17 protein-coding genes and 5 pseudogenes are annotated in these 22,051 nt (G+C 39.3%); 9 read left to right on the forward strand and 13 right to left on the reverse strand.

Annotated features, from left to right (window positions below; all coding sequences use genetic code 11):
- Nucleotides 1–457 precede the first annotated feature (457 nt).
- The 6 genes and pseudogenes from CXF65_RS14480 to CXF65_RS15150 all read left to right on the forward strand — a co-directional run.
- Nucleotides 458–1,267: a S24 family peptidase gene (locus tag CXF65_RS14480; RefSeq protein WP_101212794.1), complete on the forward strand. Its 810-nt coding sequence runs from the start codon at nucleotides 458–460 to the stop codon at nucleotides 1,265–1,267.
- Between the two features lie 613 nt (nucleotides 1,268–1,880).
- On the forward strand, nucleotides 1,881–2,786 hold the full coding sequence (locus tag CXF65_RS14490; RefSeq protein ID WP_101212798.1) for a DUF1376 domain-containing protein: 906 nt from the start codon (nucleotides 1,881–1,883) through the stop codon (nucleotides 2,784–2,786).
- Complete coding sequence (locus CXF65_RS14495) at nucleotides 2,758–3,354, forward strand: hypothetical protein (protein ID WP_101212800.1); 597 nt, start codon at nucleotides 2,758–2,760, stop codon at nucleotides 3,352–3,354. Before CXF65_RS14490 ends, CXF65_RS14495 begins: the two co-directional genes overlap by 29 nt.
- A gap of 474 nt (nucleotides 3,355–3,828) precedes the next feature.
- The gene (locus CXF65_RS14500; protein WP_227523285.1) at nucleotides 3,829–4,167 is read left to right on the forward strand and encodes a hypothetical protein; all 339 of its coding nucleotides are present in this window, start codon (nucleotides 3,829–3,831) and stop codon (nucleotides 4,165–4,167) included.
- 191 nt (nucleotides 4,168–4,358) lie between these two features.
- Nucleotides 4,359–4,493, forward strand: a pseudogene (locus tag CXF65_RS14505) (IS5/IS1182 family transposase); the annotation flags it as partial.
- Nucleotides 4,494–4,667: 174 nt separating this feature from the next.
- A pseudogene (locus CXF65_RS15150) lies at nucleotides 4,668–4,790 on the forward strand (IS3 family transposase); the annotation flags it as partial.
- A 160-nt stretch (nucleotides 4,791–4,950) separates the two neighbouring features.
- Here the strand turns inward: CXF65_RS15150 and CXF65_RS14510 are convergent.
- The 4 genes from CXF65_RS14510 to CXF65_RS14525 form a co-directional block, all read right to left on the reverse strand.
- Entirely contained in the window at nucleotides 4,951–6,345 is a 1,395-nt protein-coding gene (locus tag CXF65_RS14510; protein ID WP_101212803.1) for an FAD-binding oxidoreductase, read from the reverse strand.
- Between the two features lie 95 nt (nucleotides 6,346–6,440).
- Nucleotides 6,441–7,907: a VOC family protein gene (locus CXF65_RS14515; RefSeq protein WP_227523286.1), complete on the reverse strand. Its 1,467-nt coding sequence runs from the start codon at nucleotides 7,905–7,907 to the stop codon at nucleotides 6,441–6,443.
- 68 nt (nucleotides 7,908–7,975) lie between these two features.
- Nucleotides 7,976–9,247 (reverse strand): aspartate aminotransferase family protein, encoded by a 1,272-nt coding sequence (locus CXF65_RS14520; protein ID WP_101212805.1) that lies wholly within the window; start codon nucleotides 9,245–9,247, stop codon nucleotides 7,976–7,978.
- Between the two features lie 281 nt (nucleotides 9,248–9,528).
- Entirely contained in the window at nucleotides 9,529–10,476 is a 948-nt protein-coding gene (locus tag CXF65_RS14525; RefSeq protein ID WP_101212808.1) for a LysR substrate-binding domain-containing protein, read from the reverse strand.
- Nucleotides 10,477–10,853: 377 nt separating this feature from the next.
- Here CXF65_RS14525 and CXF65_RS14530 point away from each other — a divergent pair, with 377 nt between their 5' ends.
- Nucleotides 10,854–12,128 (forward strand): dicarboxylate/amino acid:cation symporter, encoded by a 1,275-nt coding sequence (locus tag CXF65_RS14530; RefSeq protein ID WP_198552022.1) that lies wholly within the window; start codon nucleotides 10,854–10,856, stop codon nucleotides 12,126–12,128.
- Between the two features lie 238 nt (nucleotides 12,129–12,366).
- Here CXF65_RS14530 and CXF65_RS14535 read toward each other — a convergent pair.
- From CXF65_RS14535 to CXF65_RS14550, 4 genes and pseudogenes are all read right to left on the reverse strand, one after another.
- Nucleotides 12,367–12,645 (reverse strand): annotated as a pseudogene (locus CXF65_RS14535) (transposase); the annotation flags it as partial.
- 33 nt (nucleotides 12,646–12,678) lie between these two features.
- Nucleotides 12,679–13,778 (reverse strand): IS3 family transposase gene (locus CXF65_RS14540; protein WP_101212810.1). Its coding sequence is split into 2 segments (ribosomal slippage): nucleotides 12,679–13,520 and nucleotides 13,520–13,778, totalling 1,101 coding nucleotides; the frame shifts between segments, so codons are not numbered across the junction.
- Nucleotides 13,779–13,848: 70 nt separating this feature from the next.
- The gene (locus CXF65_RS14545) at nucleotides 13,849–14,706 is read right to left on the reverse strand and encodes an IclR family transcriptional regulator (protein WP_101212812.1); all 858 of its coding nucleotides are present in this window, start codon (nucleotides 14,704–14,706) and stop codon (nucleotides 13,849–13,851) included.
- Between the two features lie 124 nt (nucleotides 14,707–14,830).
- Nucleotides 14,831–16,048, reverse strand: a complete 1,218-nt coding sequence (locus CXF65_RS14550) for a CaiB/BaiF CoA transferase family protein (RefSeq protein ID WP_101212814.1) — start codon at nucleotides 16,046–16,048, stop codon at nucleotides 14,831–14,833.
- 322 nt (nucleotides 16,049–16,370) lie between these two features.
- On the opposite strand from CXF65_RS14550, the gene CXF65_RS14555 reads away from it, so the two are divergent.
- Both CXF65_RS14555 and CXF65_RS14560 read left to right on the forward strand, forming a co-directional pair.
- Nucleotides 16,371–17,525, forward strand: a complete 1,155-nt coding sequence (locus CXF65_RS14555; RefSeq protein WP_101212816.1) for an acyl-CoA dehydrogenase family protein — start codon at nucleotides 16,371–16,373, stop codon at nucleotides 17,523–17,525.
- 171 nt (nucleotides 17,526–17,696) lie between these two features.
- Entirely contained in the window at nucleotides 17,697–18,941 is a 1,245-nt protein-coding gene (locus tag CXF65_RS14560; RefSeq protein WP_198552023.1) for an MFS transporter, read from the forward strand.
- 117 nt (nucleotides 18,942–19,058) lie between these two features.
- Here CXF65_RS14560 and CXF65_RS14565 read toward each other — a convergent pair.
- The 5 genes and pseudogenes from CXF65_RS14565 to CXF65_RS14585 all read right to left on the reverse strand — a co-directional run.
- A pseudogene (locus tag CXF65_RS14565) lies at nucleotides 19,059–19,244 on the reverse strand (integrase core domain-containing protein); the annotation flags it as partial.
- A gap of 62 nt (nucleotides 19,245–19,306) precedes the next feature.
- Nucleotides 19,307–19,534, reverse strand: a pseudogene (locus CXF65_RS14570) (integrase core domain-containing protein); the annotation flags it as partial.
- Between the two features lie 205 nt (nucleotides 19,535–19,739).
- Nucleotides 19,740–19,994 carry a hypothetical protein gene (locus CXF65_RS14575; RefSeq protein WP_101212822.1) on the reverse strand — a complete coding sequence of 85 codons (255 nt, stop codon included), beginning with the start codon at nucleotides 19,992–19,994 and terminating at the stop codon, nucleotides 19,740–19,742.
- Nucleotides 19,995–20,607: 613 nt separating this feature from the next.
- Nucleotides 20,608–21,639, reverse strand: a complete 1,032-nt coding sequence (locus CXF65_RS14580; protein WP_101212824.1) for a hypothetical protein — start codon at nucleotides 21,637–21,639, stop codon at nucleotides 20,608–20,610.
- A gap of 124 nt (nucleotides 21,640–21,763) precedes the next feature.
- On the reverse strand, nucleotides 21,764–22,048 hold the full coding sequence (locus tag CXF65_RS14585) for an acyl-CoA thioesterase (protein ID WP_227523287.1): 285 nt from the start codon (nucleotides 22,046–22,048) through the stop codon (nucleotides 21,764–21,766).
- Nucleotides 22,049–22,051 lie beyond the last annotated feature (3 nt).

Raw genomic sequence — 22,051 nt, forward strand, 5'->3', positions numbered from 1 at the left:
ATATCTCTGAATATGGCACTTGTGACTACCTAATCCGTAAGTCTGGCTTAGGTTTAAATAACTGTACCTCAATTTATTGCTCTTGCAGACATCATCTAACAGTATTTTTAGTCCTGGCTCATTTCTATAGCATTCAGTGCTGACCTGTCTATCCATCCTTGTATCAAATCATTAGCATCCCTTTGCCCTGAATTAGACTAGCTAAAACACCCTTATATACTATTAAATTTTGAACTCGAGGCTTATCAATTTGCTAACAGTAGTCGTATGGCTACCATCTCTGTTGCTATCTCAAACTAGTGGAAAGATAGAAAGCAGTCAATTGAATGGCAAAAAACCAAGCTATACAATTGCCTGCTTATTAAAAAATCGTCAAATATGTACTAAATATATGTTTCCCAGATACAAGAAACACTGCTATAATGTTTCTCTATCCTAAGAAACAAGAGGTTATTCAATGACTGCTAATTCAGAATCAACTATACCAGAGCGACTTAAAGAACGAATGAAAGATAAGCGCTTAAGACAAATTGATATATCTAAAGCGATTGGTGCATCTCGAGGAACTGTATCCAAATGGTTATCAGGTGACGCTGAGCCCAATCATGAATATACGTTGCGTTTGGCAGAAGTTATGGATGTTCATCCAGACTGGATCATAGAGGGTAATAATTACTACGCTAATTATGATGATCTAGATGACATGGTAAATGCTCTTAAAGAAAAAAATAGAGAAAAATACCTAAATGAGTTAAAACTTAAAAACAATATTCCTTATAGTATTAGATACTTAGAGCAGCTTTATGAGGAGTTACGTGAAAAACATCTTCAGGAAATGCAACAACACTATGAAGAAGAGATGGGTGTGTTTGAAGAGTGGCCTAAGGAGCCAGACTTTTCAAGCTATCTTACTGAAGATCAAAGAAAATCAGTAAATTTTTTATCTGAAGTAGCGAAAGCAGCAGGCGCAGATGTAAATAAGACAATTTATGTTACTTTAGAGGATGATAGTATGTCCCCTATGATTCATCGCAAGGCTGAATGTGCCGTGGATACTGATAAACAAGAATTAAAAGATGGTAAGGTATATTATTTCAAACACGATTTGATTTACCGTACTAGAATAGTTATCAAACAGCCAGATGGAGGTTTATTGATTCGTAGTAAAAACAAGGAGTTTGGTGATGAAATTATCAGTGCTAGCGATAGAAATAAAATAAAAATTCTTGGTTGGGTGTATTCATGGACTAATATAGACACATGGTAAATACCACCTTTATTACCTAACACTCAACTGAATAACATGTTTTAGTTAACTATTATTCACGATAACAATAGACTTCAAACGAGCTTAATAACAACCACCTAATAGGTGGTTTTTTTACGTCTAGATAATGCCAACAACTTTTGCAGGCACTATTTAGTCATCCTCATTCATTTTTATTTACCTTATATATACGTTGCATAGTGTTTTTGTATGTTGTATATTATGTTTATTGGTGTTTATATATTAGTAACTGTCTAATTAGGAGACAAAAATGATACAGAGAAAGCAATGGTCTCAGTACAATGACGAGGAAAAGGCTTTGATGAAAAAGGAAGTAATAGAAGCACATGAAGATACCCCATTCCCATCTGAATATGCGGCTTCATATGTTGGAAAATCTACCAGCACCTTACAACATATGCGTTGTCATCAGTCAAGAGGTATAACTTATAGTAAAGTTGGAGGGCATGTAATTTATAGGAAAAGGCATCTCGACGCATATCTTGATAGATGTGAGAGGTCCTGTACATCTAGCAAAATCAATGTTTAGCATAGTAAGACATTTAGAACGTACATAACTTTAAGACTAAAATGTTAGATAAAGGAACTTATTATGTCTAAATCAGACAATGTAGATATCTGGCTACCTATTTATATTGGCGACATGCTCGCTATGACCACGCGCTTTAGTACAGAACAGGTAGGTGCTCTGTATCTACTTATCATGGATTATTGGAAAAATGGTGAGGTACCTCATGATGAAAAAATCATTGCTGCGATCACTGGACTATCTACTAATAAATCCAAAGCGTTCATTAATTTGCTTTTGAGTATTCAACTGTTTGAAAGCAATGGCGAGCTATTATTTAGCTCTTATCTAGATGATAAAAAAGAAACAGCGAGCAATAATAGAAGGATGAAGTCCGAACGGGCTAAAAAAGGCTCGGATGCTCGCTGGGGTAAAACAGCAAACAATGATAGTGAAGTTGACAAAATTATAGAATATCCGAGCAATGCAAAAGTAATACCTAAATCATGCCTAAGCAAAGCTAAATCTATGCTTGAGCAATGCCCGTCATCGTCATCGTCATCGTCATCGTCATCATCTAATAAATCTTCTCTCTCTCAGGTAAATAACAATATTTTAAATACTGTTCCTATCAAAGACTGGGCAGCACCCACACTAAATCAGACGAATACGTTGCTTAAAAATGCATCCTCATCAGCACCAGTGTTAGATTTAAAAGCTTATACCAATCATATCAAGAATTTTAAGACGTACTATACAGAGCAAGAACTAAAAAATAATCCCATTTTAACGGATGATAGACGACGTGATGTGTTCGTTACATGGATTAATAATGACCGTCAATACCAATTAAAAAACAAAGGAGAGTACTATGAACAAGCCTCAAAAGACAATCAAACAAATGCATCTGGCAACGCATTTGACCATGCTGCCAGCTACGTTGAGCAAGGACAGCAAGACGTTGATAACTACTTCGACCGAATCCCATGATGAGGATATTAGTGATGATAACAAACAGTTGCGACAGATAACTAAAGAACTGGTGCGATTGTTTGGTGAGTGGCAGCTAAACTTTGGCAATAAAGTAAAAGCCAGGGATTACCCTATACAAAAAGCTATATTATGGGCAAAAGTAATCATGCATTTGCAGCCAACTAGTGAACAGTGGCAACAAGCTAGGCAGCGCTCTATATTTGAAGAGTGGCCGCCGAGCTCAGCGCGTGATCTATTGGCGCTAGCTGACGTCGGCAAGCAAGACTATCCAGATAGTCGTAAAGCTTATATGGATGCTGCTCAGCAAAAGTATGCCCATGCTGTGGTCTATGAGACAGCCAAAAGAGTTGGTTTTGAAGACATGAAATGTGAAGAAGAAGACGTTACATATCCCTGCTGGCAACAAATATACCAAAAGGTATGTCAGGAACACCATAACGGCGCGACATTTGTATTACCTAAATCGCAACAAATTGCCTATGAACACACTCCTATGTCCAATAACAGCCCTATGGCAGCAACCGTCGATACATTTTTAAGAGACTTTGGGAGTCCGACTATGTAAATTAGGCTATATATGTAAACTAAATATGTTTCAATAAATACAACCAACTTAGCAGTATCATATAAACATTTGCATTGAGTTGGTCTATTTTGCACATTTTATTAGGGCGTATTGAACATTGAGGTGTAATGGACATTATTCATGCTGTCATAGGCTTAAAGCTATATACTGTCTATATTTGCAAGGAATCAACGCGATGAATCAAAAAACTGCCCTTTTTGTCGTGACAAGCACACCAAGAAGAACGGGCGCAAACTAGGCAAACAGCAGTATCAATGTCTAGCTTGCAAACGGCAGTTTTTAGGTGGCACCAGACTCAACAACCAAACCCTTTGGATTGAATATACCCAAGGTAAACAGACCTACAAACAACTGGCTGAAAAATATAATTGTAGTCTTAAAACCATCCAAAGGCGGCTAGATAAAGTCAGTATTGAGCATCAGATTAAGCGGCCAAAGACTGCTAATATCATCATGGACACCACCTACTTTGGTCGTGGGTTTGGTTTAATGGTCTTTATGGACAACACCACTAGAACCGTTCTTTATTACGCGATAGTGAGTCATGAAACCAACAGTGCCTATAAGCAAGGAGTGGATCACCTAGCATCGCTAGGCGTTGATATACAAAGCATTACCTGCGATGGCAGACGAGGACTGCGTACGTTATTTACCAGTATACCTTGTCAGATGTGCCAGTTTCATCAAGTGCAAATAGTGACCCGCTACTTAACCCGTCGGCCTAAGAACATCGCCAGTATCGAGCTTAGACGGCTTACTTTAGAAATAACAAAGCTTGATTCAGTGAGCTAAAGCGACAATTATACAGTCATCACGGGCTAAATGAGCATCGTAAGTTACGGTTTATTAAAGACTTTTTAGGCTCAAAGTCACTCAAATAGCATGAATTATGTCCATTACACCAACATTGACAAGAAATTTCTGACAAGAAAATAGCGAACGGTTAATCTTTAAGCTTTCACACCAAAAAAATTCTGTTCGCTATGTCTCGCACCATGCTCAAAGATGAACACTGGGGCAGACCAAGACCTATCCTATTAAAACTAACTATCTATGGCAAAGCAAATCTGAGACATACGGTTGAAGGTGTTTTTTATCGGATGCGTGTTGGTTGTCCTTAGTGTGATTTACCCGAGTGTTTTGGTAAGCCCGATATAGTCTATAAAAGCTTTGGCCATACTGAAGAAACCGAATACTTAAGTTTGGTAAACCAGACATTCTAATATGAGGTTACCATGACAAAGAAAATGAAAGCCTAGAACAATAAATTTAAGTCTGAAGCAGTCAAAAAGATAGCGGATAATAACGGCAATATTTCAGCGACTGCAAAGCAGCCTGCAAGAGCGATACAGACTTTATCTAACTGGCAGAATAAAGCTCATCAATACAAGCTTGTAGGAGGTGAGCAATATAATTATGCCATTACACAATAACATCTATGTATCTAATAGATTCATTTTACCTTGATAGGTCTGAAAAGTTCTACATGCTATGAAAGTAATAGCATGTAGAACTTAGCCATGAAGTTTAATTTTATTAGGTGATGTTATTAATATCAGGGTTTTATTCGATCATTCACATATCAAAAATCTTCCCACGATTCATAATATTGTTCGGATCAAAGACTTTCTTAACCTCTCGTAAATACTCAATCTCAGTCTCACTGCGGCTATAGTTTAGATACGGTTTTTTTGTCATGCCCACGCCATGCTCAGCAGACACAGAACCGCCATACTTTTGCACCGTCTCAAACACATATTTATTCACCACCTGACACTCGCTAAAGAAGTCATCTTTACTCATGTTTTCAGGTTTCAAAATATTAAGATGCAAATTACCATCGCCGATATGACCAAACCAGCAGACTTCAAAGTCAGGATAGTTACTACTGACAATATTATCAATCTCGTTGATAAAGTCAGGCACATGACTAATTAACACTGAAACGTCATTCTTATAAGGCGTGAATACCGAAATGGTTTCAGAGATGTATTCGCGCAGCTTCCACAGCTCTTCTGCTTGTGCAAGATTTTGGCTCATGACGCCATCGACGACCCAACCTTGCTCCATACACTCCTCAAATATCGCCATGGCTTTATCCATAATGGGCTCGTATGGCGCTTCAAACTCTAACAGCGTATAAAACTTGGTGCGCGATTCAAACGGCTCTTGTACTTGACCATGCGCCATGAGCTTATCAATAGCGATATCATCAAAGAATTCAAACGCCGTTAAATCAATCTTTGCTTGAAAGGCAGACAACACATTCATCACATCATTAAAGCTATCCATACCAAGCACCATGACATTTAAGTCTTGCGGCTGACGCTCAAGCTTGATTTGTGCATGAGTAACAAAGCCTAGTGTACCTTCACTACCAATAAATAATTGGCGCAAATCATAACCAGTGGCATTTTTAACCATGCCCCGATTAAGCTGCAAGATATCACCTTTACCCGTAACCACCGTCAGCCCCATTATCCATTGGCGGGTCATGCCATAGCGGATGACTTTGATACCGCCAGCATTGGTACCGATATTGCCGCCTATTTGGCTTGAGCCTGCTGAAGCAAAATCGACAGGGTAGTAGAGGTCTTTTGATTCGGCAAACTGTTGCAATTGCTGCGTGACCACACCTGCTTCAATCTCAACCATGCGATCGGCAGGATAAAACTGTCCGATATGATTCATCTTATCCATACTGACGACAATCTCACCATTGGCAGCGACTGCGCCAGCAGATAAACCGGTACGACCGCCACTTGGCGTTAGTACGATGTTGTGCTCATTGGCAAGTAATACAATCGCTTGTACTTGCTCAGTGGTCTTTGGAAAAACGATGGCAGAAGCAGCTGGGGCGAAATGCTTGGTCCAGTCTTTGCCCCAATGCTCTAAGCTTTCGCTATCAGTTTTGATTTGGCTGGCGCCAAACTGATGGCTATCTATTAAAACTTTCAGAAGTTTATTCACTAAAAACACTTCCTAATGTAATGAATTAGTTTTATGAAGCTATTACTAGATTAAGAAAATTAATCTAGTAATAGTAAATTATATGTACCGAGTATTTATATAGAAGATTTTAATCTACATAAGCATTCGTGAATGCTTTTAGCTTGTTGATCAGCGTATAAGGCTAATTCATTATATACATGCACTCCAAGTGCTTTTTCAAATTCGTTTTGATTTGAATTACCTTCATAAATGCTTTGTTTATCATCGTGAAGATTAGACTGAAAAATTCCTGCAGCGCTTACTGGTAAAAAGTCCTCATAAACGATGGGCTCAAGACGAACAGCCCTCTGCTCAATCAATTGAGTCATGGCTTGCTTTGAGATAGAGTCATCCGAATAGTTTTCTTCTAAAGAATTCAGACTTAACTCAGAACCAGCACTACTTGGATATGGAGAATCATTGATAGCTTGATAGTAAAAGTAAGCTAGTCCTTCATCATGTAGTGTTCGATAGTCATCGGGAAAGGCTTCAAATGCATTTTCCAAAATTTGATAATACTCTGAAGCATTGTCTGCATTCGGAGTTACGCCTAACTGATTACGAGCTTGACTAAGCAATATGTCATACAGCTCTCGACCTTTTGGTGTCAAAGCCACACCGCGCTGTTCAATCTCACCAAAGCGCGCAGTATGATGACCCTTTTCATAGTCACCTTCTGGGTTTTTAAAACTAACCGTTTCTTCTAGCGCTTTAAAACTTGTCTGTCTTAATAAAATTGGACAATCCCGCTTTGGCGGACCTTCGATAATTGCTTTTGGCGGAATGCCTTTTGCCAGCATACCTTGCTGCACAGTATCTATATCTAATGTTCTAGGTGTTAAATGATTGATATGCGGACCTTTAAAACCGACGACATCAGCAATAAGTCCATGCTGCTCTAACAAGCGCTGATAGAGTTTCTTTGAAACAGGCGTTTTATCATGCCAGCGAAAAGTTTCTAATGCTTCTTTTACAAACTGATTACCTTCTTCTAAGGTTAAACTACCCTGCTCTTCAAAGCGTTCAATAAGGCTGACGACATTATCGGTAAAGATATTACGGTTAGCTAATGCGGTGATTGCTTCTTGTTTTAGTGCTTCATCAGCAATTAAATCTAGACGCAATAAAGAGGTGAAAACTCGAAATGGGCTTTGATTTAAGTCTTGCGAATCAATGGCCCGGAAAGCCGTAGAGTGAACTGGCACGCCAGCGGGTGCTAAATCATAATAGCCAACAGGATACATGCCCATGACAGCAAAGAGACGACGCATCATGTGGAGCTCAGCCGCTGTTCCCAATCTAATTGCTCCGTGACGCTCCATGTTAATTCTATCAATCTCTCCCGTGTGCTCTAACTGCTCCTTAATCTCTGGAAGTTGCATTAACACCTCCGTATTTACTTCAGCGACTAAATCGAGCAAGTCACCATACAATGGGACTTCGGATTGATACATGGCTGACATGGCCATGGAGAACTCATGGCGAATAGCATTGCTACCCTTTAACTTATTACTTTCCATAACATTTTTATTATTGTTCATAAATATTTATCCTTTTTTAAATCTTAAATGTAGATATAAACTGCGGCGGCAACCATTAGCGGTGCAGACTAGACAGCAGGGTTTTCATCAGTAATAGCGCCGAGCACCTTCTTTAAGATATCAAGGCCAGCTTGTAACGTTTCAGGCTCTATGGTCAGTGGTGGTAACAGACGAATAATATGTCGATGCTTACCACTAGGCATGAGCAATAGGCCCTGCTCACGCGCTTGGTTTAAAACGCGCGCCATTATACTCGGATGAGTGCCGTATTCAGAATGACGAAGCTCAATACCGCGCATAGCGCCAATACCAGTGAGACCATATAACCAAGGCGAAACGCCTTCTTCTTGCCACTGAGCAATGGTTTTCTCAATCGTTTGTGCATATTGATCGGCAGAGGCCCATATCTCGTCCTCTTGCATGATATCTATAGTTGCATTTGCTGCTGCACATGCGACCGGATTACCTGAATAAGTACCTCCTAAACTACCTTTAGGTAAGCCATTCATCACGCTAGCTTTACCTACTACAGCACCTAAAGGCAATCCTCCTGCGATACTTTTACCTAGTAGTATCATATCTGGTTCGATTCCTAAGTGCGGAAATGCAAATGGTGACCCTGTACGACCATAGCCTGATTGAATTTCATCCATAATCAGCAAAATACCGTGGTCATCACAGAAAGCACGTAGATATTTAGCGAATGATGACGACATTAATTGGAAACCACCTTCTCCTTGTACTGGTTCTGCAATAATGGCGCCAATATTATTGACATCCGTCTCTACTTCAAATAAACGGTTTAAAGCATCAATGGCCTGCTGATCACTAATTTCATTATCTGGGCTGGGAAAAGGAATATGGTAGACGCTGCTCGCCAAAGGTCCTAGCCCGCGCTTATAGGGAGCAACCTTACCATTTAGATTAACAGCAGCAAGTGTACGTCCATGAAAGCCACCATCAAAAGCAATGACTCCCACACGATTGGTTTTGAGACGAGCAACTTTTATGGCATTTTCAGTAGCTTCTGCACCGCAGTTGGTGAGCATACCTGCAAGCTCACCACTAATAGGTATGAGTTCACATAATCGCGGCATAAAGGTTTGATACGGTGTATGAGCGGCCGCATTATAAGCATAATGAATGAGAGATTGGGTTTGATTAATAATGGCACTAACAATGTGAGGATGACAATGTCCAAAATTTAAGACTCCGATACCACCCACAAAATCGATATAGCAGCGGTCATCAGTATCCCAAACTTTTGCATTAACGCCTCTAGTCAAGGTTACTGGATGTACCATTGTAAAAGCATCAGTAACGCTATGCATCTTATCCATGAGCTCTTTTCTCTTCCTTAAGTTAGATGCTCATTTCAACAAAATATTAGCTACTCAACAAACGAATAATAGTTGTGCTTGCATTCCTTTTATTCATTGCAACAATAATCTAGTACTTCAGACTATTAAAAATAGCAGACCCAATTAGTTATCTATATTAACTTTGAGAGATAGATCTCAATCAAAACTGTATTTTTAGTTGAGTTGAAAAGTAATTATTTTTGATTTAAATATATGTTTGATAAAATCTTAATTTAGGATCAGCTCTATATAAGTAATAATTAAGGAATTAATCTCGATTCATTAATAGGCTCAATATAACTTTCGATATAATTTGAAAGCCACTCTAAAATCATCCTTACTTTGTATGAGTTACCTAAGGAGAGTGGATATGTAACATAGTATGAGCCTCGACCTTGCATTACATAGTCAGATACCTTTACCAGATTTTTAGACTGCAACTCAGATTTTATAAAATGAGATGGAACTAAAGCTATACCGTAGCCAGCTAAAGCTGCTGAAATACATGCTTGAAAGGTATCAAAACGTGATCCATCGATTGTTCCTTCAATATTAAGGTCCTGCTGCTTAAAGTATTCATACCATGCATTAGGCCTTGAGTTGAACTGTATAAAATTATAATTATCTATATTTTTAAAGCACATATCTCGATTCTGGAAATATGTCGGATTACATACAGCAATACTATACTCATCGAATAGCTTAACAGTCTCCATTCCATCCCAAATTCCTGTGCCGTATAAAAAAGCAATATCTACGTTTTGATCTTCTGAAAAAAACGGGCCTACCTGCTCTATTATTTCTAAGTTAATTGAAGGGTATTCCTCACCAAATCCCTTCAAAGCAGAAATTAACCAACGAGAACATAGGGTAGGATGCGAGACGATTCTAAGCAATTCACTATCATCATTGTGTGACAGTAAATTAGTGGTCGCTACCTCAATATGCTTTAGGATATTCAATACTTCAATATAATAAACCTTGCCGGCAGGTGTTAAAGAAATTTGCCTTGATGTTCGATAGAACAAAGCTGTATTTAACATCTCTTCTAATTGAGTCACTTGTTTACTAACGGCACTTTGAGTCATGTGCATTTCTTGAGCGGCATAGGTAAAGCTAGAATGTCTAGCAGCTGTTTCAAAGCATTGCAAAGCTTTAGTTGAAGGATAAGCTCTAAAACCTAAAGAACTACTCGTATCAGTTTTCATAATTTATTCTTACTCCAAAACATTAGTTATAATTGTATACATAAAATCTATATATTCATTAGTAAGAAAAAAAGGAATGCTTTCCATAATTTTATTCGCTTGTTCCAACAATTTAGGATGTTTAGTATCTTTAAATCATATGTAGATTCTGCTGTTAGTTATTCAGAAATCAATTGCGTAAGCATATAGCTGAAAGATATGAGCTACAAAGAAGTGGGCAATGGAATTGTCTACAGTCACAGTACTCTCCTAACTACACTAAAATTAATTTATATCAAAAAGGAGTGGACAATGGAATGTCTACAATCACAATATTCTCTTGACCATCTCAATAACATCGCTTTTGCATTAAGTATTGTAAATAATCGGAGATAGCAATGGGAAAAATTTGGCGTTGGTACATGAGTATGTCGTTTATGGTCAAAATGACTGGCGGCTTTTTAATCGGAATCTTGCTTGGAATTGTACTTGGTGAACATAGTAGCTTTCTAGCGCCGCTCGGTACACTATTTTTAAACTTATTGAAAATGATCGTGATTCCGCTTGTAATATTTTCTTTGATGGTAGCGGTTAATCACTCAAATCCTAAAGAGTTAGGTCGTATAGGATTAAAAATATTTCCCTTCTACCTTTTTTCAACAGGTATCGCAGTAGTAATTGGTATCATCTTAGCTAAAATAACAAACCCAGGGGCTGGTTTTTCTTTGCCTACAGAAGTTGTTATGGATGCCCCTATTCGCCCCTCATTTGTAGACACACTACTGAACATGGTTCCGAGTAATATTTTTAATGCTCTAGCTCAAGGCGATATTCTAGCAGTAGTTTTTGTTTCCGTTATAGCTGGCTTAGCTATTTTGTTTATGCGCCATTCATTAGATGAAAAACAGCAAGAAATGGGAGATTTCTTATTTAAACTCCTCGAAGCTGGTAATGAAGTAATATCTAAAATCCTTAATGGTATCTTGATATATGCGCCTATTGGAGTGTTAGGTATTACGGCTAATACATTTGGAACTCAAGGGCTAGACACTGCTATTGCTCTTGGGAAGTTTATCGGCACTTCATACCTTGGAGTAATTATCCTGGTTGGAGTGGCGTTCCCAATAATGATGAAAGTGTTTGGTATTAAAGTTATCCAGTTCTACAAGGATATTAAAGAAGCTGCTTTCACATCATTTGTTACCAGTAGTAGTATTGGTACTTTACCAGTTACTATTAAATGTGCAGAAAAGGCTGGTATTGGTGAACGAGTTGCAAAGCTCACATTGCCTATTGGCGCAACAGTAAATATGAATGGTACAGCAATACGGTTTGGTGTTGCAGTTATCTTTGCCGCAGAAATTATGGGAATGACGTTATCAACGCCAGAGTTGGCTACTATCGTTATAATCGGCACTATGGCAGCTATCGGTACTGCTGGCGTGCCAGGAGCTGGATTAATCGGTATGTCTATTGTCTTTACACAAGCAGGCTTGCCGATTGAAATCGTTGCACTTACAGCAGGTATTAATATCCTAGTAGATATGATTTTCACTTTTGGCAACGTTGTTGGAGATTTAGTTGGTGCCAAAATAGTTGATCAAACTGAGAAGTGGAAAGGAGATACTATTGAGGAAAGCCAAGTAATTGTCACTTCAGAAGCTGTAATGTAAGGAGCTAATTATAATTTATTAGATTCTGATAAGTAAAATCAAGATGGGTTGATTGGCGTTACATATAATTATCGGTGAAATAAAAATATTTACGATCATACCAACCTATAAACCAAGTTTGATTAACTTACTTTAAGTATCAAATTTAGTTGGCAATAGTCTTGATAAGCAAAAACCCTTACAGCCATCGGTTTATAAGGGTTTTTTATTGTCTAATACTATAGGGGCTGTATAGAATTCAAATCAGCGGCAGCCAGATAAAAACACAAGCGAGAATTACGGCAGCCTCATAGCTGGCTTTAAGTTTATCATAGCGTGTAGCAATGCCTCTGAAGTGTTTTAACCTAGCAAAGGCGTTTTCTACTAAATGGCGACAGCGATATAAGTACCAATCTAGCGTATCGTTGTTACTTTTAGAGTTAGACTTAACGGGTATTACTGACTCAGCACAATGCTCAAAGATACACTCTCTTATGTCGCTACTGTCATAGCCTCTGTCTGCTATGACCCCTGCCGTCAAATCCGTACAGTTAAACTTGGGAGATTTTAGTTACGCAGCCTGACGATAATAGTCAAACCACACCTGTCTTGGCGTTTTATAGCCCAAGCCCTTTTGAATCCTCGTTTGGTTATAGTACAGCTCATTCTTTAATATGCCCCAGAAGCTTTCTATTGGAGCGTTGTCGAAACAATTGCCTTTGCCACTCATTGAGCCTGTAAACAGATGCTGTTTGATGATCTTGTGATACGCGTGGCTACAATACTGGCTGCCTCTGTCAGAGTGTACAATCAATCCTTGGCTTGGACGTTTGTTATTGATGGCCATGTTCAATGCTTTGCATACTAGATCTGCGGTCATTCGCTTATTAATGGCGTAGCTGACCAGCTCTTTGGTATACAAGTCTTTCACTCCAGCTAAGTACAACCAACCCTCGCTTGTCCAGATATAGGTGATATCACTGACCCAAGACTCATTGGGACGATTGGCATCAAATTGCTGATTTAGTATGTTTGGATAGACAAGCTTGTTGTGGTTGGAGTCCGTGGTGACTTTAAAGCGTTTGTGACGACGGCATTTGATGCTATGTTCTTCTTTAATGCTTCTAACCATATACAGGCTAATATCGTGCCCTTGCTCTATCAGCTTTGCGTGCAGTCGATCAGCACCATAGCGCTCACGAGTTTCACGGTGAGCGGCTCTAACCAGTAGCTCAGACTGGTTACGATGTATCTGTTGCTCACTAATATCGCGATTTATCCAGTCGTAATAGCTTGATAGCTTAACCTTTAGTACGCGGCACATAGTGGTGATGCTAAAGAAGTGCTGGTTATCTTTGATAAAGGCGTACCTGACTAACTGTGCTTTGCAAAGTACGCCGTGGCCTTTTTTAGGATCTCTCGTTCCTCTTCAGCTACTTTAAGCTGTCGTTTGAGGCGCTTGTTTTCTTCAATCACTGCTATGAGTTCAGGATCATACTGCTCAGTTCCTGCAAGTTTGCCTTGATTAGCTTTATTGTGCCAATTGGATAAGGTCTGCATGGCGATACCAAGCTGCTTTGCGGTCGCTGAGATATTGCCATTATTGTCTGCTATCTTCTTAACGGCTTCGGCTTTAAATTCTGTGCTATAGGTTCTGGTTTTCTTGGTCATGATAAACTCCGATTAATACGCTTAGTTTACCAAGTTTATCTCTACGGTTTCTTCAGCATAGCTCATGGAGTTATTGCATTAAATTAACTACTTCAGTTTTAATGTTATTAACCATGAGCAACAAACGTGGTGCAACATCTTCTTCAAGTTTTTCACGCTTCATAATAAAGCTTGGACCACCACAGTTAAAAACTAACAAACCATGCTGTTCATGCATTAAAGGCACCGCTACAGAACTGACTCCTTTATGCCAATCACCAATAGAAAAACAATAACCAAAATCTTGATAGTCTTTAAATGCTTTGTCTAAATCACGCTTGATCTTGAGCCAATCTTCATTATATTTAGTGCGAATGGCATCCAATAAAAAATCACGCTCATCTTCTGGCATTGCTGCTAAGCAAGCTCTTCCTACTGAGCTCAGATGAATCGGTACATAGGTTCCTACTTGGCGACGCATGGTGACATTACCCTTACCTTGCACTACATCCAGATAAATCATATTTAAACGATCCCGTGTCGCCACCGCTACTGCAGCCCCAGTATAATCGGCTAAATCTTTCATGTATTGCTGTGCGACTGAACGAATTGAGACATTCGACAGCATAGAATAACCAAGTGTCAATACGCCTGCCGAAAGCTGAAACTTACTCGAGTTCGGAACTTGCTTAATATAACCCAAGCGCGATAGTGTATGCGTTAATCGCGTAATAGTCGGCTTAGGTAAGCCGGTCATTTTCGATAAATCTTGGTTGCCCAACTGCGGTTTTTTGGTAGAAAAACAGCGCAGTAATTCTAAGCCACGCGCCAGAGCGGTAATAAACTGACGATCCTCTTCATCCAACATGTCTTCAATAGGATGCAATAATTCATGTCTTAAAGCAGACACTATCTTTTCAGTTTGGTCAGGGGGGGGTAAATCACTCATAGTCACACATTCTACTTAATTTTATTTAATGTTTCGCCTAGTGAGAATTATAAGCTATTTAGCCACACAATAGCAAAACCACCAATCAAGATTACATATATCATGGTGGTTAAGTACAAGGAAACTAACCAATCACCTTGGTTTTTCTTAACTTAGCCAATTCCTCTTGACTCACTACACGAGATAAAATTTCATCGGTATGTTGCCCTAAAAGTGGTGGCGCTTGACGATATTCAACCGGTGTTCTGGACATCTTAATCGGTGAACCAATTAGCGTTAAATCCTCAGACTCAGGATGTTGCATATCGATCAACATGTTTCGAGCCATCACTTGCGGCTCTTGAAAGGCTTGCTCAAGATTATTAATTAACCCAACTGGTACTTTCACTGCATGAATAGCTGACACCCACTCGTCTGCCGTTTGCGTTGCAAAATGCGCAGCAAGGAGCGTGGTAATTTCGGTGCGATATTTAATCCGCTGGGCATTGCTGCTAAATCGTGGATCTTGAGGTAAATCGGCTAAACCAATGGCGGCGCACAATTGAACAAACTGCTTGTCATTACCACACGCAATAATAAAGTCACGATCAGAGGCTTTAAACACTTGGTAAGGCACTATATTAGCATGGGCATTACCATAACGCGTTGGCACTTTGCCAGAGGCCAAATAATTCATGCCTTGATTGGCCAATGTAGCAATTTGCACATCTAGCAATGCCATATCAATATATTGTCCAAGCCCACTGATGTGTCGATTTAATAACGCAGCTTGAATAGCGACTGTGGCATATAAACCAGTAGTTATATCAGAAAAAGCGATACCCAATTTTTGTGGCCCACCACCCGGTAAGCTATCTTTTTCACCGGTGACTGACATTAGACCACCCATACCTTGAATAATAAAATCATAGCCTGGTTCTTCTGCTCGAGGGCCCGTCTGCCCAAAACCAGTAATCGAGCAATACACCAATTGTGGATTAATGCGCGATAAGCTCTCATAGTCCAAGCCATATTTTTCCAAAGATCCAGTTTTATAGTTTTCAATTAATACATCGGTATCTTTTATTAGTGCGTGAATGAGAGCTTGGCCTTCAACTGTTGAAATATCAATGGCAACTGATAGTTTATTGCGATTAGTCGACTGATAGTAAGCGGCTTCATGACTGTCCTGCCCTTGATCATTTTTCATCCATGGTGGACCCCAAGCACGCGTATCATCACCGTATTTTGGTCGCTCTACCTTAATGACTTCTGCGCCAAGGTCGCCAAGAATTTGACCACACCAAGGTCCTGCCAGTACTCGACTTAAATCAAGCACACGAATTCCATCTAAAGCACCCATGATAATTCCTTTTATTTAATAAACTATCCACATAAAGAAAATTTTAATTTCGCTAAGCGATATATTATATTTAATATACACTTATTTTTATAAAAATCAATATTAGTTTTTTAACCTTAAATATATAATGGGATTGACTTATAGCCAATTAAGAGAGTTGATCAACCTCGATCTAAATAAAAATATATACCGCATTGCGATATTAATTATTAAAAGGTATTGTTTTATCAATTAAATCTATTTATGATTGTTCCAATAGTGATTATTTTATACTCGTAGTCTACTGCTTTTTCAATATTCTACTTTATATTAAGGATAATTTATGATTCGCGATAAGGAAACCCTAGACTCATTGATCGATATGATTCGTAAGTTTGTTGAAGAAGTGTTTATTCCCAATGAAGATCTAGTTGCACAAACAGATGAGATTCCTGCTGCAATCGTTGAGCAAATGAAAACGTTAGGTCTATTCGGCTTAACCATTCCTGAACAATATGAAGGTCTTGGCCTTAGCATGGAAGAAGAAGTTTACGTGGCATTTGAGTTAGGTCGCACTTCACCGGCCTTTCGTTCGCTGATTGGCACTAATAACGGGATTGGTGCATCAGGCTTAATTATTGATGGCACTGAAGCACAAAAACAGCACTTCCTGCCGCGTTTAGCCAGTGGTGAAATTATTGGCGCCTTTTGTTTGACCGAACCCGATTCCGGATCCGATGCTGCCTCTTTAAAAACCACCGCGCTAAAAGACGGTGATGACTATATTTTAAATGGTACTAAGCGTTACATTACCAATGCACCGCATGCCGGGGTATTTACGGTCATGGCGCGAACCAATCCTCAACTTAAGGGGTCAGCCGCCATCTCTGCCTTTATCGTCGACAGTCAAACTGCAGGCATATCGCTGGGTAAACGTGATAAAAAAATGGGCCAGCAAGGCGCTCATACCTGTGACGTCATTTTTGAAAATTGCCGTATTCCAGCTTCTGCGTTAATTGGTGGGGTTGAAGGCGTGGGCTTTAAAACCGCAATGAAGGTTTTAGATAAAGGTCGTATTCATATTGCGGCTATCAGTGTCGGTGCAGCCACCCGAATGTTAGACGATGCGCTGCAATATGCTGTTGAACGCAAACAATTTGGTCAAGCGATTGCTCAGTTTCAGTTAATTCAAGGTATGCTTGCCGACTCAAAAGCTGAAATTTATGCTGCGAAATGCATGGTGATTGATGCTGCACGCTTACGTGACTTAGGTCAAGAAGTTAGTACTGAAGCATCTTGCGCGAAAATGTTTGCCACCGAAATGTGTGGCCGTGTTGCCGATCGTTGTGTTCAGATTCATGGCGGTGCTGGTTATATCAGTGAATATGCGATTGAACGTTTTTACCGTGATGTGCGTTTATTCCGCTTATATGAAGGTACCACCCAAATTCAACAAGTAATTATCGCACGAAATATGATTCGTGAAGTGGCTCAATAAATTTTTTTTGGCTTGATTCGGTTAAGCACTTTTTAAATAATGGATTATGATTACTAAGAGCACTTTATCCAAAATAGGTCCAAACACCTAGAAAAATATTCGTGAAGTGGCTCAGTAAATTTTTTGGCTTAGCCCACCTTATTCGGTTAAGCCTTTTTTAAATAATGGATTATGATTATGAAGAACACTTTATCCAAAATAGGTCCAAATACTTGGAAAATCGCTTTTATTTTTGCCTTCTTGGCCTTATTGGTCGACGGTGCAGATTTAATGCTTTTATCTTATAGCTTAAGCAGTCTAATAGCTGAATTTGGACTGACGCCAGTTGAAGCAGGTATGTTGGGCAGCTTTACTTTAGTAGGTATGGCCGTTGGTGGTATTTTTGGCGGCTGGGCTTGTGACCGATTTGGTCGCGTGCGCGTAGTAGTTCTCTCCATTTTATTGTTTTCAGTTTTAACCTGTGGTCTTGGCTTTACCCGATCATACGTTGAGTTTGCTACATTACGTTTCTTTGCTTCACTAGGTTTGGGTTCGCTATATATTGCCTCCAATACGTTAATGGCAGAATACGTACCAACCAAATATCGTACTACCGTTCTCGGTACGCTGCAAGCAGGCTGGACGGTGGGTTATATCGTGGCCACGTTATTGGCAGGTTGGCTGATCCCCGATCATGGTTGGCGTGTGCTGTTTTATGTGGCTGCAATTCCTATTTTGATTGCTATTTTAATGCATTTTTTAGTTCCAGAGCCAGCGTCATGGCAAGAAAACCGCTTGAAAAAAGCAAGTGTGGCTAAAGAGGTCAATACGCCATCGACATGGAAAATTATTTTTCAAGATAAACGCAACCGTAATATGTTCATTCTTTGGGCATTGACCGCAGGTTTTCTCCAATTTGGTTACTATGGCGTAAGCAACTGGATGCCAACTTATTTAGAAAGTGAGTTGGGTTTAAAATTCAAAGAAATGACTGCGTACATGGTCGGCACCTATGCCGCAATGATTTTTGGTAAAATTCTAGCTGGTTACATGGCCGATAAAGTAGGACGTCGTTTGACCTATGCTTTTGGTGCGATTGGTACAGCTATATTTTTACCCATAATTGTATTCTATAACTCGCCTGCCAATATTCTTTATTTACTGGTGACGTTTGGGTTCTTATACGGTGTTCCTTACGGCGTAAATGCTACATATATGGCCGAAAGCTTCCCAACACTCATTCGTGGTACAGCTATGGGTGGTGCTTACAATATCGGACGTATAGGTGCAGCAACTGCGCCTGCGGTGATCGGTTACCTTGCAAGTGGTGGCTCAATTGGCTTAGGCTTTGTAGTGATGGGCGGTGCGTACTTTATCTGTGGTGTAATTCCAGCACTGTTCATTAAAGAAAAACAATTCGATCCGCAAAAATCATAATTTGATGCTAAGCTTTAAAAAGCCTCAATTTTGAACTGACTACTAAATATTGGGCGGTTAAGTTTGAGCTAAGGACTGAGTTCTGTATTGTATAGGGCTCAGTCCTTTTAATTTTAGCTAAATACATTCATGATTATAGTAATTAATATACTCATAAATCTGTTGCTCTAACTCTTCAATGGTCTTAACTTTACCTATATAAATAGTCTCACACTTAAGCGTACTAAAGAAGCTCTCTATCAGTGCATTATCCAAGCAATTGCCTTTTCTGCTCATACTCTGTTTAATCTTAGTACCTTTTAGCTAAACTGAGTCATCTAGTAATACGGTAATTTTCCCAACCATAAGACACCTAATAAGTAGAATTAAGCTGCGTGGTTCAGTTTTTGTATCGGCGCAAAGACACCGTTACCCATGTTCAGGCGCTCATTGTTATAGTGATACAACCAGTTCTCTACTTGTTAACGGACTTGATCTAAATCAGTAAACAACTCTTGGTTTAACAAATCATACCTCATCGTTCTATTGTAGCGTTCAACATAAACATTTTGCTGTGGATTGTCAGTTTCAATATAACTGATCACGATGCCTTGCTTGTGATGATGCTATCCGATCATCTTATCCGCTTCCCCGTCACCAATACGTAACCTGCCTGCTACCACACAAGAACGCTCATAGATTGAGACTCTGTCATTGTTACTACTACGGATTTCAGCAATTAGATGTGTGCGGTAAGGTTTGGCTTTGCGTCTTAAGCTTTTCCATAATATACCGCTTTATCTCTTATCTCTTATCTTTTTATCTATAACGATAGAGGCTGCTGCTACTGCTACTGCTATGAAAACCTACTATCTGTTCAGGACTCCGGCCATCTTTAAGCTTGTCTATAACCCAATCACAAACATCAGCAATGATAATAGAAGTCTTGTCTTGTTTTGGCTTGGTTATTAGCACGATAAGCCCTATAATCTCGCAGGCTTTTATTGCACCTAGGCTCTCTTCTTGTATGCTTTTTTTGGGATGCTCTGTGGCATCAATGAGTACAATATCCATATGAAGGTCTTGTCATAGGAGAGCGTCCCAAGTTCTGTGTAACTGCCATTTTGAACCGCCCTGACTATGCCTGAGACTGTTTATTTAAGTTAGGCCATCAGGCCTAACCGATTAATATTATCATAATACATCGGCTTAAACTCAAATGGCGACACATATACCAAACGTATTGGCTGACGATAATAATCATCTAGAGCGTACGTATTAATGTCCGACATTTTTGATCTAATTTATACCAAGAATTTAGAGCCTTTCTAGCATCATTATGGATAACCAAGTTATCTTTGCTTGATAGAATAAGCTTTTAAGTTACTTTTGGATTAATTATTTTCATAATATATAATATATTAGTGAGTAGCATTCATTAGATTACATAATGTGTTAGAAGTCAAAGTTTCTAATTTTATAGAACGTAGAATGTCAAATTTGATTTACGGTGTAAAAGTTATTGCAAAGGCTAAGAGCAAAGAAAAGCCCTTCAAGCGATATGTTTTATAGCTTGAAGGGCGTGTCGAATCATAGGTTCTTTCTAGGTAAAAGTTTCCATTTCGGGGTTTTAAATGTTACATAAATCTAAAATAACGCAACATTCAACTCTGAACCTATATTCAACTTAAAATTCATATTTAGCCATGATTTCGACTTGCTGACCCTTTTTTTCTCCTAAAAAGTTCTTATCACTTCGATCTCTAAATTCAATACCAATATCTAGATCTGGTAAATACTCATAGATAAGATTGATACTTTTTACATTCACGGAAGTATCTGCAGCATCATCTACTTTAATCTCACCATAACGCAGATTGCTCATCAGTTTTTTTGTGAACTTGTGTCTATATCCTACCGTATAACCCGTTTGCGAGATAAGGTTACCGTCTTCCGCATCACAATCTAAATCACCAGTCATCCCAGCGATCTTTCCGACACATACGGTGGAATAGACGCCCATACCTTTGCCGTTGTATACGCTGCCATGTAGTGAATCGTTGCCCAGCTTTAGTTTACCAGCCAAAGAAACCCCTACGCCTACATCCGAATCGTCTCCATTTTTGGCCTCACGAGCAGTGACCGCCACATTATAGCTAAGATCAGATATATTATTCTTGTAGCTAACTACCATATCAGGCAGGTTAGCTTCTTCATCAACAGGTTCTTGAGCGGTAAAACGGAACCCCTTATGAACGTAATGCACAGTCAAATCTGGGCGAATATAAGCGCCACTACCAGAGATAGTACCAAAACCTGTTCCCCGGAAGTCAAGCTGTTCAGTTAAAAGTGGGTAGACCGCCAAAAACTGTCCATTCCACGTCTTACCGACGGTCAAATCATCGACCTGAACATAAGCATGGCGGAGCCGCAAGTCTGAACCACCATTTGCGGCATTACCATAAAAGTCGCCTTCAATAAAACCCGTTAGCTTTTTATCCTCTACATTCTTCGTGGTTTTAACATTAATCCGAGATTGTCGTCCACTTCCTTTGAACTCAGACTCCCCTTCATCGGGAGAATAAAATATGCCTTCTGCTTTAACATAACCACCGATGCTTAAAGTGGTATCTCCATTAGTGACAAGATCTATCGCTTGTGCCTGTACGCATGCCCCAAGAACAGCCAAACCAAAAGACAACTTTTTGATATAAAGCATAACCTACACATTCCTTGTGTTGTTTTAAAATCCATTTAAATTTGTTTAAATCTCTATTGCTACCGTGCTTTTAATACCATAAATACTAGTGCCATCTCCTTGTATAAAACCCATGCAGCCTATTTTAATTAACACTCTCAAAAGCGGTAATCGCCGCTTTCTTTGAGTCATCGATATTTTTTTTCTGTCCACTCGCTTTATCAAGGTACACCAGCACAGACTCACCCTTAGCCACAATGGTATTTAGCACCGTACTATAATAGGTATATTCATGAATCAGACTGGCATTGCCAATTTTCTTAACTCGAACACCGATCCATAAGGTATCGGGGTGAGTCACTGGTTTAAAATACTGGCAAGATGATGCCACTAGCATGGCTTCATACTCACCTTCGACATAATCTGGCATACT

Origin of the sequence: Psychrobacter sp. Sarcosine-3u-12, from assembly GCF_002836005.1 — a bacterium.
GTDB lineage: Bacteria > Pseudomonadota > Gammaproteobacteria > Pseudomonadales > Moraxellaceae > Psychrobacter > Psychrobacter okhotskensis.

Coding starts and splice junctions, on each gene's coding strand:
- CXF65_RS14520 (WP_101212805.1), bottom strand. CDS start 9,247: ATGGATAAGATGCATAGCGTTACTGATGCTTTTACAATGGTACATCCA.
- CXF65_RS14545 (WP_101212812.1), bottom strand. CDS start 14,706: ATGAGTGATTTACCCCCCCCTGACCAAACTGAAAAGATAGTGTCTGCT.
- CXF65_RS14575 (WP_101212822.1), bottom strand. CDS start 19,994: ATGGATATTGTACTCATTGATGCCACAGAGCATCCCAAAAAAAGCATA.
- CXF65_RS14555 (WP_101212816.1), top strand. CDS start 16,371: ATGATTCGCGATAAGGAAACCCTAGACTCATTGATCGATATGATTCGT.
- CXF65_RS14515 (WP_227523286.1), bottom strand. CDS start 7,907: ATGAACAATAATAAAAATGTTATGGAAAGTAATAAGTTAAAGGGTAGC.
- CXF65_RS14580 (WP_101212824.1), bottom strand. CDS start 21,639: ATGCTTTATATCAAAAAGTTGTCTTTTGGTTTGGCTGTTCTTGGGGCA.
- CXF65_RS14480 (WP_101212794.1), top strand. CDS start 458: ATGACTGCTAATTCAGAATCAACTATACCAGAGCGACTTAAAGAACGA.
- CXF65_RS14550 (WP_101212814.1), bottom strand. CDS start 16,048: ATGGGTGCTTTAGATGGAATTCGTGTGCTTGATTTAAGTCGAGTACTG.
- CXF65_RS14500 (WP_227523285.1), top strand. CDS start 3,829: ATGGACACCACCTACTTTGGTCGTGGGTTTGGTTTAATGGTCTTTATG.
- CXF65_RS14560 (WP_198552023.1), top strand. CDS start 17,697: ATGATTATGAAGAACACTTTATCCAAAATAGGTCCAAATACTTGGAAA.
- CXF65_RS14490 (WP_101212798.1), top strand. CDS start 1,881: ATGTCTAAATCAGACAATGTAGATATCTGGCTACCTATTTATATTGGC.
- CXF65_RS14525 (WP_101212808.1), bottom strand. CDS start 10,476: ATGAAAACTGATACGAGTAGTTCTTTAGGTTTTAGAGCTTATCCTTCA.
- CXF65_RS14585 (WP_227523287.1), bottom strand. CDS start 22,048: ATGCCAGATTATGTCGAAGGTGAGTATGAAGCCATGCTAGTGGCATCA.
- CXF65_RS14530 (WP_198552022.1), top strand. CDS start 10,854: ATGGGAAAAATTTGGCGTTGGTACATGAGTATGTCGTTTATGGTCAAA.